This window comes from Pseudoblastomonas marina (assembly GCF_014641655.1).
Taxonomy (GTDB): domain Bacteria; phylum Pseudomonadota; class Alphaproteobacteria; order Sphingomonadales; family Sphingomonadaceae; genus Alteriqipengyuania_A; species Alteriqipengyuania_A marina.
The window spans coordinates 1859284-1873835 of sequence record NZ_BMID01000001.1; the positions used below are offsets into that span (position 1 = coordinate 1859284).

17 protein-coding genes are annotated in these 14552 nt (G+C 67.0%); 7 read left to right on the top strand and 10 right to left on the bottom strand.

Translation table 11 applies throughout. From position 1 onward, the window contains the following. Nucleotide 1: 1 nt before the first annotated feature. The 7 genes from IEW49_RS09145 to IEW49_RS09175 form a co-directional block, all read right to left on the bottom strand. Nucleotides 2–1723, bottom strand: a complete 1722-nt coding sequence (locus tag IEW49_RS09145) for a peptidoglycan D,D-transpeptidase FtsI family protein (RefSeq protein ID WP_188642379.1) — start codon at nt 1721–1723, stop codon at nt 2–4. Further along, entirely contained in the window at nt 1720–2280 is a 561-nt protein-coding gene (locus tag IEW49_RS09150) for a hypothetical protein (RefSeq protein ID WP_188642380.1), read from the bottom strand. Before IEW49_RS09150 ends, IEW49_RS09145 begins: the two co-directional genes overlap by 4 nt. Beyond that, nucleotides 2277–3257, bottom strand: coding sequence for a 16S rRNA (cytosine(1402)-N(4))-methyltransferase RsmH (rsmH, locus tag IEW49_RS09155; RefSeq protein WP_188642381.1), 981 nt, complete (start codon nt 3255–3257; stop codon nt 2277–2279). Before rsmH ends, IEW49_RS09150 begins: the two co-directional genes overlap by 4 nt. Further along, a complete protein-coding gene (locus IEW49_RS09160) occupies nt 3254–3769 on the bottom strand; it encodes a division/cell wall cluster transcriptional repressor MraZ (protein ID WP_188642382.1) in 516 nt (171 codons plus the stop codon). The genes rsmH and IEW49_RS09160 overlap by 4 nt, the downstream gene beginning before the upstream one ends. Before the next feature lie 326 nt (nt 3770–4095). Then, the gene (locus IEW49_RS09165; protein ID WP_188642383.1) at nt 4096–4869 is read right to left on the bottom strand and encodes a Gldg family protein; all 774 of its coding nucleotides are present in this window, start codon (nt 4867–4869) and stop codon (nt 4096–4098) included. Then, a complete protein-coding gene (locus IEW49_RS09170) occupies nt 4841–5173 on the bottom strand; it encodes a hypothetical protein (protein WP_188642384.1) in 333 nt (110 codons plus the stop codon). The genes IEW49_RS09165 and IEW49_RS09170 overlap by 29 nt, the downstream gene beginning before the upstream one ends. Nucleotides 5174–5241: 68 nt before the next feature. Further along, nucleotides 5242–5559, bottom strand: a complete 318-nt coding sequence (locus IEW49_RS09175; RefSeq protein WP_188642385.1) for a 2Fe-2S iron-sulfur cluster-binding protein — start codon at nt 5557–5559, stop codon at nt 5242–5244. A gap of 75 nt (nt 5560–5634) precedes the next feature. Between IEW49_RS09175 and IEW49_RS09180 the strand changes: the two genes are divergently transcribed. From IEW49_RS09180 to IEW49_RS09190, 3 genes are all read left to right on the top strand, one after another. Next, on the top strand, nt 5635–6252 hold the full coding sequence (locus IEW49_RS09180; RefSeq protein ID WP_188642386.1) for a DNA-3-methyladenine glycosylase family protein: 618 nt from the start codon (nt 5635–5637) through the stop codon (nt 6250–6252). A gap of 78 nt (nt 6253–6330) precedes the next feature. Further along, the gene (locus IEW49_RS09185; RefSeq protein ID WP_308419698.1) at nt 6331–8391 is read left to right on the top strand and encodes a S9 family peptidase; all 2061 of its coding nucleotides are present in this window, start codon (nt 6331–6333) and stop codon (nt 8389–8391) included. 94 nt (nt 8392–8485) lie between these two features. Continuing rightward, nucleotides 8486–9292, top strand: coding sequence for an SDR family oxidoreductase (locus IEW49_RS09190; protein WP_188642387.1), 807 nt, complete (start codon nt 8486–8488; stop codon nt 9290–9292). A 6-nt stretch (nt 9293–9298) separates the two neighbouring features. On the opposite strand, the gene IEW49_RS09195 is transcribed toward IEW49_RS09190, so the two are convergent. Then, complete coding sequence (locus tag IEW49_RS09195) at nt 9299–9589, bottom strand: 4a-hydroxytetrahydrobiopterin dehydratase (protein WP_188642388.1); 291 nt, start codon at nt 9587–9589, stop codon at nt 9299–9301. Nucleotides 9590–9642: 53 nt separating this feature from the next. Here IEW49_RS09195 and ccmA point away from each other — a divergent pair, with 53 nt between their 5' ends. Both ccmA and IEW49_RS09205 read left to right on the top strand, forming a co-directional pair. Continuing rightward, nucleotides 9643–10218 (top strand): heme ABC exporter ATP-binding protein CcmA, encoded by a 576-nt coding sequence (ccmA, locus tag IEW49_RS09200; RefSeq protein ID WP_188642389.1) that lies wholly within the window; start codon nt 9643–9645, stop codon nt 10216–10218. Continuing rightward, nucleotides 10215–10871: a heme exporter protein CcmB gene (locus IEW49_RS09205; RefSeq protein WP_188642390.1), complete on the top strand. Its 657-nt coding sequence runs from the start codon at nt 10215–10217 to the stop codon at nt 10869–10871. The genes ccmA and IEW49_RS09205 overlap by 4 nt, the downstream gene beginning before the upstream one ends. 94 nt (nt 10872–10965) lie before the next feature. Here the strand turns inward: IEW49_RS09205 and map are convergent, their stop codons facing one another. After that, the gene (map, locus tag IEW49_RS09210; protein ID WP_188642391.1) at nt 10966–11793 is read right to left on the bottom strand and encodes a type I methionyl aminopeptidase; all 828 of its coding nucleotides are present in this window, start codon (nt 11791–11793) and stop codon (nt 10966–10968) included. Between the two features lie 45 nt (nt 11794–11838). Further along, nucleotides 11839–12702: a DUF4163 domain-containing protein gene (locus tag IEW49_RS09215; protein WP_188642392.1), complete on the bottom strand. Its 864-nt coding sequence runs from the start codon at nt 12700–12702 to the stop codon at nt 11839–11841. A gap of 52 nt (nt 12703–12754) precedes the next feature. Here IEW49_RS09215 and IEW49_RS09220 point away from each other — a divergent pair, with 52 nt between their 5' ends. Together IEW49_RS09220 and IEW49_RS09225 are read left to right on the top strand one after the other, a co-directional pair. Then, complete coding sequence (locus IEW49_RS09220; protein ID WP_188642393.1) at nt 12755–14143, top strand: leucyl aminopeptidase family protein; 1389 nt, start codon at nt 12755–12757, stop codon at nt 14141–14143. 55 nt (nt 14144–14198) lie between these two features. Continuing rightward, nucleotides 14199–14546, top strand: a complete 348-nt coding sequence (locus IEW49_RS09225; RefSeq protein ID WP_188642394.1) for an SH3 domain-containing protein — start codon at nt 14199–14201, stop codon at nt 14544–14546. Nucleotides 14547–14552 lie beyond the last annotated feature (6 nt).

Sequence of the window (14552 nt, forward strand, 5' to 3'; positions counted from 1 at the left end):
CCTAGCCCTCCGTGACGACGAGGGGTTTCAGGTCGGACAGGTCGATATCGCGGGTCGCATCGGGGTCGACGCCCAGCATCGGGCCGATCCGCGGGACGATCCGGCCGACCGCGGGCGCGGCATTCCAGCCGGCGGTGCGCTGGCCGTAGGTGGAGGCATTGCCCGTGGGCTCGTCGAACATCGCAATAATCACGTAGCGCGGTCTATCCATCGGGAACGCCGCTGCAAAGGTCGATACGAGGCTCGTGCGGCGATATCCACCGCTGCCCGGCTTTTCGGCCGAACCGGTCTTGCCGCCGACCCGGAATCCTTCGGCGTCGGCCTTGCGTCCGGTGCCGTAGACCACGATCATCCGCAGCATCTGGCGCATCTTGGCCGAGGTCGCGGGGCTGAACACGCGGCGACCCTCGACATATTCGCCGGGCGCGCGTTTCATCAGCGTGGCAGGGCGGTAGATCCCGCCATTGACCATCGCGGCATAGGCGCTGGCCAAGTGCAGCGGGGTAACCGCGATTCCGTGACCGTAGGAAACGGTCATGTTGCGGATGCGCGACCATTTCTTGGTCTCGAACAGCGGATGGCCGCGAGCCGGCAGTTCGATTTCCGGACGCACCGACATGCCGAGATCGACCATCGTCTTCTGGAGCCGCTCGACGCCGAGCTCGTCGGCGATCTGCGCGGTGACGATGTTCGAGGAATGGATCAGCGTTTCGGGCACGTTGAGGCTGTCGCCGATCACGTGGCTGTCGCGGATGCGGTGCGGACCGACCTTGAGCGGCTCGCGCGCCGGATAGCGCCGCGCCAGGCTTTTGACCGTGCCCGCCTCGATCGCCGCCGCAACCGACAGCGGCTTGAAGGTCGAGCCGAGCTCGTAGACCTGGTTGGTCACGCGGTTGAAGATGTTCTGCGCGCCGTCGGAATCGATCCGGTTGGGGTTGAACGAGGGCAAGGACGCGAGCGCCAGGACCTCGCCGGTCTCGACGTCGAGGATCACGCCAGCCGCACCGATCGCCTCGTGCATTTCGATACCCGCCATCAGCTCGTCTTCGAGCGCGCCCTGCACCCGCGCATCGATCGACAATGCGACGGGTTCGCCGCGCCCGGCCGGATCGAGCAGCCGGTCCTGCAGCGCCTCTTCCATCCCGACCTTGCCCTCTCCGTCGGCGTCGACGAAGCCGATCACGTGCGCCGCGAGCGAGCCCTGCGGATAGAAGCGTTCCTTCTCGGGCGGGTATTCGAGCGCGGGTTCGCCCAGCGCGTGCACTTTCGCCATTTGCCGCGGCAGGATGCGCCGCGCGAGATAGGTCGGCTTGCCCGACTTGAGCTTGCGCAGCAGCCGGCCCTCGTCGGCTTCGGGGAAGATCGCAGCAAGCGCCTTGGCGACCGCCTCGGGCGACTTGACCAGCGGCGCGCCACCATCGCCGATCGCCTGCGGGTTGTACCACAGCGCGCGGGCATGGAAGGCGCGTGCGAGCGGTACGCCGTTGCGGTCGACGATCTCGCCGCGTTCCGGCAGGAGGCGCTGCGCCATCGACAGCGGCTGTGCGCCCGGCTCGACCGCGCCGAGCCATGCAATGCGCGCCAGAGCGACCACCGCGAGGGCGAAGAAGACCAGCGCGATCCACAAGCCGCGAATCTTGGCGAGGTAAAGCACCCGGCGGCGTTCCTGGTGCAGGCGAAACGCCGGCGATGCCTGCGCGACCCCGCCCAGCGCCACACTCATTCGGAGGCTTCCTTGTCGAGCCGGTAGTCTGCGAACAGCGCGGCGAAGCTGGGCTGCGCCTTTTCCTTCGCAGCGTCCTCGGCCTTCTCGACCACTGCGCGCTGGAAGCTCGGCTGGGCCGTGGGCTTCTCTTCGCGCGGCTTCGCCTCGGGCTCGTCGTCGGCAACCGCCTCGGCGACTTCGCCCGAGAAGGAGGCGAGTTCGACATCCGCGATGTCGCCACGCGCCACGCGGATCATCTGCGGCGCACCCGCGGCGCGCGGTTCGGCGAAGGCGGCGAGCGCGCGCTCATTGGGCAGGAACTGACCCGGCCCCGGCGCGACATAGCCGAATTCCATCCGGTTCAACGCCGCGAGCTGCTGCTGGCTGGCGCGGGTCTCGAACTCGGTTTCGAGATAGAGGTTGTCGCGCTGCAACTCGACGATGCGCTCTTCGGCGTTGCGCACTTCGCTACGCACCGCATTGACCTTGAACATCAGCATCGCCACCGCGCTGGCGCAGCCGAGCAGGACCGCGGCCCAACCGGCGGTCTTCACGTGGGAGCGGTTGACCATCATGCCGGGACCCCGACCTGCGTTCTGGCCGGCGCTTCGGTGCGAGTCGCGGCGCGCAGGATCGCGGAGCGCGAGCGCGGGTTGAGGTCGAGCTCGCCCTGCAGCGGCTTGACCGGCTTGTCGGGCTTTTCGAACGTCGGGAGGAAATCGTCGAGCCGCTCGGGCATGTGGCGCGAGGTGGCTGCCTGGCCGCCCGAGGCGGCGCGCAGGAAGCGCTTGACCATCCGGTCCTCGAGACTGTGGAAGCTGACCACCGCCAGCCGCCCGCCGCCGCGCAGCAATTGTTCGGAGGCGCCGAGCGCGGTCTGCAATTCGTCGAGTTCGCCGTTCACGTGGATGCGGATCGCCTGGAAGCTGCGCGTCGCGGGATCCTTGGGCGCGCCCCCTTTTTTCTGAGAATTGGGCCGGTAACCGAGCGCGCGGCGCACCACGGCGGCAAGATCGGCGGTTGTGTGCAGCGGGCGCGCGGCGACGATCGCGCGCGCCACGCGGCGCGACTGGCGCTCCTCGCCATATTGGTAGAGCACGTCGGCAATCGTGCTTTCGCCCGCTTCGTTGAGGAAATCGGCGGCGCTGGTGCCCGACTTGCTCATCCGCATGTCGAGCGGCCCGTCCGAGCTGAAGGCGAAGCCGCGCTCGGCCTGGTCGAGTTGCATCGAGGAGACGCCGAGATCCATCGCGATCCCATCGACCTGCGCCACGCCGACCTCGGCCATCGCCGCGGTCATTTCGGAGAAGCGGCGCGGATGGAGCACGAGGCGCTGCGGATCGGCCTTGTGCTCGGCCCATTCGCGGCCCTTGGCGATCGCATCAGGGTCGCGATCGAAGGCGTGCACGGTCGCGCCGCGATCGAGCAGCGCGCGCGTGTAGCCGCCCGCCCCGAACGTCGCATCGATGATGACCGATCCGGGCACGGGATTGAGAGCCGCGACGACCTCGTCGAGCAGGACGGGAATATGCGGTCCGTTGGCGAGGTTCATTTCGCGCCCCCCTTGCTCTTTGCCTTCGCCTTGGCGGCAGCCTCGGCGGCGAGCGCGCGGCAGGCCGCCTGCGCGCCTTCCCAGCCTTCGCCTTGGTCGTAGAGCTGTTCGGGGTTCCACAGCGTGAAGAAGCTGCCGGCGCCCTGGAAATAGATGTCCTCGTCGAGCTTGCCGAGCCCGGCGAGGTGCTCGGGCATCACGAACCGACCACTGTCGTCGAACGGGATTTCGGCGAAACCGAACAATTGCATCGCGCGCAGGTCGCGGTCGAAATCGCGATCGCGATCGATCGCGATCCGCTCCTCGCGGTCGAGCTGGGCTTCGAGTTCGAGCCGGCGCGAGAGGCCGAAGCCGACGAGGCAGTTCCAGCGCTCGTGCTTTGCGAGGCACAGGATGCGCCCTTCCGAGCTGTCCTTTACTGCCTTGCGGAAAATCGGGGGCAGGACATAGCGACCCTTTTCGCCGCGAAGCGAAAAGCCCTGACCGCTGTATTTTCCTCCACCAAGCGACACGTCGCATTCCCCGGTTCGAATTCCCCGACCGGACGAGCATCATCGTTCCCGAAAGCGTGCGGCTTCGGGGCGGCCCCGCCGAAGGACGGAACACGCGGAATCATCAGCTCATCCGATGGAACGACTGTGTACCCCGGACAAAGGCGGGAAAAAAGGGAATTTTACGGGAAATCGCGGTATACTTCGGTAAGTATCTGTTTTTACGCGATATATTTCAATGCCTCGATTTTCAATCGTTAACAAGAAGTTACCGGAAAGTGCTGGAATTCGGGAGAAATACGTAAGCCGATCACGGCACCGAAGGGCCGGTCCCGCGAATTCCCCGGCTATGGTCGAAGCGCGGATTCGATCAGCTTGTCGAGCAGTGCGGCGCGGATTTCCGCGGTTTCGCCTTGGTCGGGCTCGAGCAGCGCAGCATCGGCCAACGCCAACACCCGCCCCTTCCCGATCGCGCAGTCCGCCAGCCGCGAGTCGGCCTCCACAGTGCAGTCTCCCGCAAAATCCCCGGCGTCCTCGGCGAGCTGGAAGCGCCCGGCGCGCGACAGTGGAAGGGACACGCCGTTCCAGTCCACGCCGCTCGCGCGGTCGGCCTCGTCGCGCACAAGCTCGAGCCCCCAGCGCGACAGGATCGGCGACAGCAGCACGCCCGCGGGCGGACGGCGTCGGTCGCCGAGCGGATAGCTGCTCTCCTGGGTCAGGCCGGGATCGGCGAACAGCAGCACGGTTCCCCCGCCACGCACGAAATCATCGAGCGCGACGTTCTCCTCGGGCGCGAGCGGGCGCGGCTGGGCGAGGATCAGCAAATCGGTCTCGGCCAACGCGTCCCAGCCGTCCTCGCGTTCGCCGAGCCAGTCGACCGCGCGCCAGTCGCCGCGTTCGGCAAGCACACCGACGGCCCAGTGCGAGGGCGCATCGGCCGACAGCAGGTCGGCCATGCCCACCCCCTCGGGCTGCGCGATCGGCAGGGTCGAGAACAGCGCGATATCGACCGGGTCGGCAGGCGGCTCCGCCGCCTCGTTTCCGACGGTCGGATTGCAGGCTGCAAGCGCGCCGGCGGCCAGGACCGCGAGGCTACTCGCTCGGCGGCGGGGTCGAAACATTGTCGGCGGTCGCACTGGTGGTGGGGGTCGGCGTGGCCGGTTCGGGCGACGGAACCACACCGATCTCGGCCAGCGGATCGGACGCTGGGGTCTCGGTCGGCGCAGGCGGATCGATCTTGGCTTCGGGCACGGCGGTCTGCTCGACCTCCTGCGCGCGATCGATCACCGCATTGGCGATGCCGATGACGAGCAGGATGAAGCCGAGCCCGATACCACCGACCTGGAGGCGATAAAGCGCTTGGCTACGGCGCCCGGGGGCAGTCCGCGGCGGTTCGCCGGACGAAGGAGTATCGGCAATGGCCATGGCCGCAGACTAGGCCCTTTCGACTCGCGGTCAATCCCGCGGTTACGCGACGTTTGCCGATCCGGGGCTCAGTCTTCGGGGGCGATCTGAACCTTGAGCCCGTCGAGCGCCTCGCTGAACGGGATCTGGCAGGACAGGCGCGAATATTCGGTCCGGTGGTCGGTGCTTTCGAGCAGGTCGTCCTCGTCTTCGCTCACCGGGTCGAGCTTGCCGAAATGCTCGGGATCGACATGGACGTGGCAGGTCGCGCACGAGCAGCACCCGCCGCAGAGCGCCAGCAATTCGTCGAAGCCGTTGTCGCGAATGGCTTCCATCACGGTCAGGCCGCTTTCGACCTCGATCGTGCTTTCTTCGCCTTCGCGGGTGACGACGGTAAGCTTCGGCATGGTGTGTCCTCGAACTATGGCAATCCAGTCGCGGCGGCTGCTAGGGTGTGGTTCCCGATTTGGCAAGGAGCGCGCATGGGCCTGACGAAAGAGCAGCTGGTCGAGGATATCGATGCGGTTGCGGCGCGCGAGCCCGCTATCGCCGCCGCGCTGGAGAAGGTCGGCTATCCGGAGGCGCGAATCCGCCCGACCGGCTACCGCACGCTGCTGCGCACGATCGTCGGCCAGCAGGTCAGCGTCGCCGCCGCCAGCTCGATGTGGAACAAGCTCGAGGCGCATCTTGGCGAGGACACGCCGACCGACCGGCTCCTCGCCAGCAGTTTCGACGAGCTGCGCGCCTGCGGGCTGTCGCGCCAGAAGCAGGGCTATGCGCGATCGCTGTGCGAGCTGGTCGAAAGCGGCGCGCTCGATCTCGAAAACCTGCCGGCCGACGACGAGGCGGCGATCGAGGAGCTGACCCGGATCAAGGGAATCGGTCGCTGGTCGGCTGAAATCTACCTGCTGTTCGCCGAGGGACGCCGCGATATCTGGCCCGCCGGCGATCTCGCCGTGCAGGCCGGGATCGGCAAGATCCTGCGGCTCGAGGAACGCCCGAGCGAAAAGAAAACGCGCGCCCTCGCCGATGATTGGCGCCCGCATCGCGGCGCAGTGGCCATCCTGACCTGGCACAGCTACAACAATCCGGCCCTGTGACCCGTTCGTCGATGACAAATGGACTTGTCATGACGTAAAGTCTACTTTCCAAGTCGCTTAACAAGGGGAGATGTTACGATGACTACCAAGTTCAAACTGCTCGCCACCTGCACGCTTGCCGCCATGGCGTTGACGCTGCCGGGTGCTGCGGGCGCCACTTCCAGCAATGAAAGCCCAAGCATGACCCAGACCTCCGAGGCCGCCACGCTCATCCCGCGTGAGGCGCTGTTCGGCAATCCGACCAAGGCCGCCGGCCAGATCAGCCCCGATGGCAAGTGGATCAGCTGGCTTGCGCCGTCCAACGGCGTACTCAACGTGTGGCTGGCACCGGCCGACGATCTCGACGCCGCGCGCGTGATGACCAAGGCGACCGATCGCCCGATCCGCCAGTATTTCTGGGCCCCCGACAGCCAGAGCCTGCTCTACATCCAGGACAAGGGCGGGGACGAGAACTTCCTGCTCTACGGCATCAACGTCGACACCGGCGACGAGATCAAGCTGACCGATTTCGAAGACACTCGCGTCACCGTCGTCGGCGGGTCGGACAAGATCAAGGACAAGATCCTCATCGGCCTCAACAACCGCGACGCGCGCTTCCACGACGTCCACCTGCTCGACCTCAACACCGGCGAACTCGAAATGGTGATCGAGAACAACGCCTATGCGGGCTTCGTCGCCGACGACAATCTCGATGTCCGGCTGGCGATCCGTCCCAATGCCGATGGCGGGATGGATTTCTTCCGCGTGGTCGACAACGAGGTCGAGGAAGAACCGTTCGGTCGCACCGAACTGGAAGATTCGCTGACCACCAATCCGGCCGGCTTCACCACCGACGGCAAGACCCTCTACTGGGTCGACAGCCGCGGGCGGAACACCGCCGCACTGGTCGCGATGGACGTCGAGACCGGCGAGACGCGCGTGATCGCCGAAGATGACCGCGCCGATATCGGCGGTTCGATCCGCGACCAGGAAACCGGCGAGGTCGAGGCCTATTCGGTCAATTACCTTAAGAACGAATGGAAGGCGCTCGATCCCGAAATCGGCGCGTCGCTCGATTTCCTCAAGGCCAACCTGACGGGGGAATTCGGGATCAGCTCGCGGACCGAAGACGACAGCAAGTGGATCGTCGGCAACGACCCCGTCGTCGGCCCGGCCAAGTCGTTCCTGTTCGATCGCGATGCGAACACGCTGACCCAGCTCTACGTCACCCGCCCCGAACTCGAAGGCGCGCCGCTCCAGCCGATGCACACGCTCGAATTGAAATCGCGCGACGGGCTGACGCTGCCGTCCTATCTCACGCTCCCGCCGGGCAGCGACAGCGACGGCGACGGCAAGCCCGACGAGGCGGTGCCGATGGTGCTGCTGGTGCATGGCGGCCCGTGGGCGCGCGACGGCTATGGGTTCAATCCGTATCACCAGTGGCTCGCCAACCGCGGCTATGCGGTGATGAGCGTCAACTATCGCGGTTCGACCGGCTTCGGGAAGGACTTCATCAACGCCTCGAACCTGCAATGGTCGAAAGCGATGCATGACGACCTGATCGACGCCACCCAGTGGGCGATCGACGAAGGCATCGCGATCGAGGACAAGGTCGCGATCATGGGCGGATCCTATGGCGGTTACGCCACGCTGGTCGGATTGACCTACACGCCCGAAACCTTCGCCTGCGGTGTCGATATCGTCGGCCCGTCCAACCTCGAGACGCTGCTCTCGACCATCCCGCCCTACTGGGCCCCGGTGGTCGCGCAGTTCCACGAGCGGATGGGCAATCCCAATACGCCCGAAGGCAAGCAGCTGCTGATCGACGCTTCGCCGCTCTACAAGGCGGACCAGATCACCAAGCCGTTGCTGATCGGCCAGGGCGCGAACGATCCGCGCGTCAACCAGGCCGAAAGCGACCAGATCGTCGAGGCGATGAAGGAAAAGGGCATCCCGGTGACTTACGTGCTCTATCCGGATGAAGGCCACGGCTTCGCCAAGCCGTCCAACAACATCGCCTTCAACGCGGTGACCGAGAATTTCCTCGCCACCTGCCTTGGCGGCCGGGCCGAGCCGATCCGCGACACGGTAAAGGCATCGACCGCCGAGATCGTCGAAGGTGCGGACTTCGTCCAGGGCCTTTCCGAAGCGATCAAGTAAGGCACCCGCCCAGCGCGCCCTGGAGGCGTGACACGAAGCCGCGCTCGCATTAGGCGGGTGCGGCTTCTTTGCATTTCGGACGGGACGGGAAATCATGAAAAAGGCGATCTTCATCACCGGCGGCGCGTCGGGCATCGGGCGCGCCACCGCGGTCAAATTCGGGCGCGAAGGCTGGTTCGTCGGCCTCGGCGACGTCGATTTGGACGGCATGCGCGCAACCGAGGAGATGCTGCCGGGCGGCTACTCCTACGCCCACAAGTTCGACGTGCGCGATCGCAAGGAATGGGACACCGCGCTGTCGGCCTTCAGCGCCGCCGCGGGCGGTCGGATCGACGTGTTGTTCAACAATGCCGGCATCCCGCTCGGCGGCCCGCTGGTCGAATGCTCGACCGAAGAGGTCGAGCGCTGCATCGACATCAATCTGAAGGGCGTGTTCCACGGCGCGATGGCGGCCTATCCCTATCTCAAACAGACCGCCCCCGGATCGGCCCTGATCAACACCGCCAGCGCGGCGGGAATCTGGGGCACGGGCGGCGCGGCGGCCTATTCGGCGACCAAGTTCGGTGTGCGCGGGATGAGCGAAAGCCTCGATGCCGAATGGTCGCCCGACGGGATCAAGGTCGCGGCGATCATGCCGAGCTTCATCGAGACCCCGCTGCTCGACCACGCCCCCAATCGCGCAAGCAATGAAAGCGTGCGCGAACGGGTGAAGCAGGCCGGGCTCGAACTGACTCCCGTCGAGGACGTGGCACAGGCCGTGTGGGACGCCGTGCACGGGGACGATCTCCACGTCGTCGTCGGCAAGACCGCCCGGCAGCTGCGCTTTGCCGCGCGCTGGATGCCCGGCCGGCTGCGCAAGCGCTCGCGGAACATGGCCGGCGTGATGGGGAAGAAGACCTAGGGGTCCCTAGAGCAGGTGGTCGATCGCCTTGGCGAGTGTGACGTCGCGCTGGCTGAGGCCGCCTGCATCGTGGGTGGTCAGCGTGATCTCGACGCGGTTGTAGACGTTGAACCACTCGGGATGGTGGTCCTGCGACTGGGCGAGGATCGCCACCCGGGTCATGAAGCCGAAGGCCTGCACGAAATCGTCGAACTCGAAGGTGCACTCGATCGCCTTGCCGTCGCCGCGCAAGGTCCAGCCCTCGAGCTCGGCGAGCGCGGCATCGCGTTCGGCGTCGGTGAGTTGGGGGACGGACATGGTCGCTCTCCTGTGCTTGTCGCTGCCGCCCCCCTCGCCTAAGCGACCAAGCGATGCAAGCGCCGCGCCTCATTGCCAGCGATCTCGCGTGCCGCCGGGGCGACCGAGTGCTGTTCGCCGGGCTCGAGCTCGACCTCAGGCCGGGTGACGCGCTGCACCTCGCCGGGCCCAACGGCGTGGGCAAGACGAGCTTGTTGCGCTTGCTTGCCGGATTGATGCGCCCCTTCGCGGGCAGTGTCGAGCGCGAGGGCGCGGTCGGCTGGATCGACGAGCACAGCGCGCTCGATCCCGACCTGCCGCTGGGCACGGCACTGCGCTTCTGGGAACGGGTCGACGGCTGCACCGCACCCGATATCAACCCGCAGTTACTGGGGGTCGACCACCTGCTCGACGTCCCGGTGCGCTACCTTTCCACCGGTCAGCGCAAGCGCGCGGCCTTCGTCCGCCTGCTCAACCGCCACTGCCCGATCTGGCTGCTGGACGAACCGTTGAACGGGCTCGACAGCGATGGCGCGGCGAAGATCGAGGCGCTGATCGCGCTTCATTGCGGTGGCGGCGGGCTCTGCGTGGTCGCGTCGCACCAGCCGATCGGGATCGACAGGGTGACCCGGATGGAGCTCGGCGCATGAGTCCCTTCGCCGCCCTGCTCCGCCGCGACCTCGCCGCGATGTTCGGCTCGGGTGCGCGCGGCGGTGCGGCGCTGCCCGTCCTGTTTTTCCTCGCAGTGGCGACGCTCTATCCCTTCGCGGTCGGCAGCGACGCGCGGCTGCTCGCCGAAACCGGCGGCGGGGTGCTGTGGATCGCGGCGCTGCTGGCGGCGCTGCTCCCGATAGAGCGGCTGGTGCGCCCCGACCTCGAACTCGGCCTGTTCGACCAGCTCGCGCTGCGCGGCGTGGCCGAGGAGGCGAGCCTTGCCGCGCGGATCCTCGCCCATTGGCTGAGCTTCGGCCCGCCGCTGATGGTGGCGGCGCTTCCCGGCGCGGCGCTGATGGGGATCGAGGCGCAGACGCTGCTCAACCTCGAACTCGGCCTGCTGGTCGGTACGCCCGGACTGGCGGCACTGGGCGTGATGGCGGCGGGGCTGACCGCGGCGCTGCGTTCGGGCGCGGCGCTCGGCGGCCTGCTTGCGATCCCGCTGGCGGTGCCCCTGCTGATCTTCGGGGCGGGTAGCCTCGATGGAAACGCAGATGGCGCGCTCGCGCTGACCGGCGCCGCGAGCCTGGTGCTGCTGGCGCTCGCCCCGTTCGCGGCGGGTGCGGCGATCCGCGCGGCCAGAGAATAATCACAAAGCCCGTCATTCCCGCGCAGGCGGGAATCCGGGATAGCTCAGCGCTTCATCGCTCTGGATCCCCGCCTGCGCGGGGATGACGTGGGGCTTACACACACCCCGGATGATGCCGCCCGGTCGGGCTTTCGGTGAAGATTTCCACCCCGTCCTCGGTGATCCCGATCGAGTGTTCGAACTGAGCGGATAGCTGGCGGTCCCGGGTGACGGCGGTCCAGCCGTCCTCGAGGATCTTGCCCGCCGGCTTCCCGGCATTGATCATCGGTTCGATCGTGAAGAACATGCCCGGCTTGAGCTCCGGCCCGGTGCCCGCGCGCGCGGCGTGGATCACTTCGGGCGCGTCGTGGAACAGGCGCCCGAGGCCGTGCCCGCAGAATTCGCGCACCACGCCGTAGCGGCGCGCTTCGGCATGTTCCTGGATCGCCGCACCGATATCGCCGAGCCGGGCGCCGGGCTTCACCGCCTCGATCCCGAGCATCAGGCATTCATAGGTCGTCTCGACCAGACGCCGCGCCTTGAGCGGCACCTCTCCGACGAAATACATGCGGCTCGTATCGCCGTGCCAGCCGTCCAGCTGCGGTGTCACGTCGATATTGAGGATATCGCCTTCCTTGAGCGCCTTGTCGCCCGGGATGCCGTGACAAATCACGTGATTGAGCGAGATGCACGAACTGTGGGTATAGCCGCGATAGCCGAGCGTCGCGGGCACCGCGCCGCCATCGAGCATCATCTCGCGGATGATGTCGTCGAGCTCGCCGGTGGTCACGCCCGGGCGGACATGGTCGTACATCGCGTCGAGGATCTTGGCGGCCAGCCGCCCGGCCTTGCGCATCCCGTCGAAACCGGCGGGGCCGTGCAGCTTGATCGTGCCATCGCGGATGAGCGGCTCGTGGCCCGTGATCTTTTCGTATCGTGTCATGCTGCGCGATATAGGCGCACGTGCCGCAAAGTGCCAGCTAGCCGCTCAGTCGCGCGCGCCGGTCTCGCCCGGCAGCGCGAAGGCGCCCCGATAGCCCGGCTTGAGTGCGGCGATCACGCGGCGCGTCACCGGAATCTCGACCTCGTAGGACCCTTCGGCATAGGGCCCTGCGGCATAGGGCGGAACGAGGATGCCGATCGTGTCGAACGCGTCGCCCGATTGCGAGCGCAGGACGAGCACCGCATCCTCGATCGGGTCGATACAGGCATCGAACGGATCGTCGCTGTCCTTCGCCACCGGCTGCCCGCGGCGTTCGGCGCGCAGTTCGTCCAGCCGCGCGCAAAAGCGCTGGCGGATCGCTTCCAACAGCGCCTCGGGAGTGGCGAACAGGTCGACCGGCTTCACGCCCTTGCGTTCGCGATCGTTCCATACGAGCGAATCGAAGGTGTACATGCCGTGCGCGCCGCCGAAGTAGGAATCGGTCTCCGCGACGAGACTCAGCCAGCCCGGCGGCCTCGCCGCGACCTTCCATTCGGTCGCCAGCGTGTGCGGACGGAATTCGTAGTTTTCGGCTTCGGAATCCTTCTTCGATTCCCGCGCCTGCTGGATCAGCGCGGTGCGCGCTTCCTCGAGCCGGCGGTCGAGTACCATCCGCAGGCCCTGCCGCGAACCGGCTTCGCCCGGATAGGAGTAGGAAAACGAATAGAGTTCGGTCGAAAGCGAGACCTGCCGCGCACCCGCGCTCCCCGAATCCTGCGCCGCCGCGACCCCGTCGCCACCCGCCGCCGTCGCCTTGGCGCGGGCTTCGGGATCGCTTTCGACATCGCCGTCGCGCCCGTCGCCGCCCGAGCAGCCTGCGGAACAGGCGACTAGGGCAAGCGTAATCATGGCAGGCGCGAATCTGCGCATTTCTCGACCCATCTCCTTGCAGAAACCGCCGCAGAGCGGTCAGGACGACACAATGAGCGAAAACACCCAACTTATCCAGCCCGATCGCGGCCAGGACGCGATCCCGATCCACCTCGTCAATGCCGACGGTTTCGGCGACTGGGCCAAATCGCTGTCAGAACCGCAGCGCGCCGCACTCAAGGCCCAGCGCTTCGAGGGCAAGGGCTACGAAGTCGGCATCGTCCCGGCCAAGGAAGGCAGCGGCTGGTTCGCGGTCGGCGGCGTCGCCAATCCCGACGAGCTGTCGAGCTGGTGCATGGCGGCGCTGGCGGAAAAGCTACCCGAAGGGACCTATCGCCGCACCGAGGGTTCGCCCGGTCCCGCCGCCTATGGCTGGCTCACCGCCCAGCACAAGTTCGAACGTTACAAGGCCGAGCCGGACGAACGCGGCGCGCGCGTGCTGCTGACCAAGGACGCGGCACGAATCGACGAGCTGGTGTCGGAAGCCGAAGCGGCGAACCTCGTCGCCGATCTCGTCAACACCCCGGCCGAGGACATGGGCCCCGAGCAGCTCGAGGAGGTCGCGCGCGACCTCGCCCACACGCACGGCGCATCGATCTCGGTGGTCAAGGGCGACGCGCTCGAGCGCGATTACCCGATGGTCCATGCCGTCGGTCGCGCCGCAGCGCGCAGCCACGCGCCGCGCTTGATCGAACTCGAATGGGGCGACGAGAGCCACCCCCGCATCGCCGTCGTCGGCAAGGGCGTGGCGTTCGATTCGGGCGGGCTCGACGTCAAGAGCGCGGCCGGCATGAAGCTGATGAAGAAGGACATGGGCGGTTCGGCCCATGCGCTGGCACTCGCGCGCCTGATCATGGAGAACAGGCTTCCGGTGCGGCTCCACCTGCTGGTGCCGGCGGTCGAGAACGCGATTTCGTCCAACAGTTTCCGTCCCGGCGACGTGCTCAAGAGCCGCAAGGGGATCACCGTCGAGATCACCAATACCGATGCCGAAGGCCGCCTGATCCTCGGCGACGCCCTCGCCCGCGCGAGCGAGAAGAAACCCGCATTCATCCTCGACTTCGCCACGCTGACCGGCGCGGCGCGGGTCGCGGTCGGGCCCGACCTGCCGGCGCTGTTCGCCCGCCGCGACGAGACCGCTCAGGAACTGATCGAGGCAGGCCGCGCGCATGACGACGAACCGTGGCGCCTGCCGCTCACCGACAGCTACCGCGAATGGCTCAACAGCGACATCGCCGACATGACCAATGCCCACGGCAATGCCTTCGCCGGGGCGAGTGTCGCGGGCCTGTTCCTCGACAAGTTCGTGGGCGACGGGATCGACTGGGCGCATTTCGATACCTTCGCCTGGCGTCCCGCGGCCAAGCCCGGCCGGCCGAAGGGCGGCGCGGCGCTGGGCCTGCGCGCGGCCTACCGCATGTTGAAGCAGCGCTATGGCTGAGCTTGCCAGCCACCCTGGCGCGAATTAGGGGCAACCGAACTTTGGGGCGAATATCTTGAACGAAACGATCACCGGCAATTTCGGACTGACCGGACCGGTTTCCTGGCCGGACCCGACGCGCGCGCCGATCCGCGGCGACCTCGCGCATATCGCGCTCGCCGGACGCTTCCTCGTGCCCCATTACGCGGTGCCGCAAGCGCGGCTTGTGACCTGCGACACGCCGATGTGGATCGGCGCGCAGAAGCCCGAGGACAAGCACGGCGATCTCGCCGAAGGTTCGATCTTCGACGTGCTCGACATTTCGGGCGAGTGGGCGTGGGGTATCGAGCACAGCGACAGCGAGGACGGGCTCGGCGGCAAGGTCGGCTGGGTGAAGATCGCCGATCTCGGCGAGCCGCTTTGAGTCCGC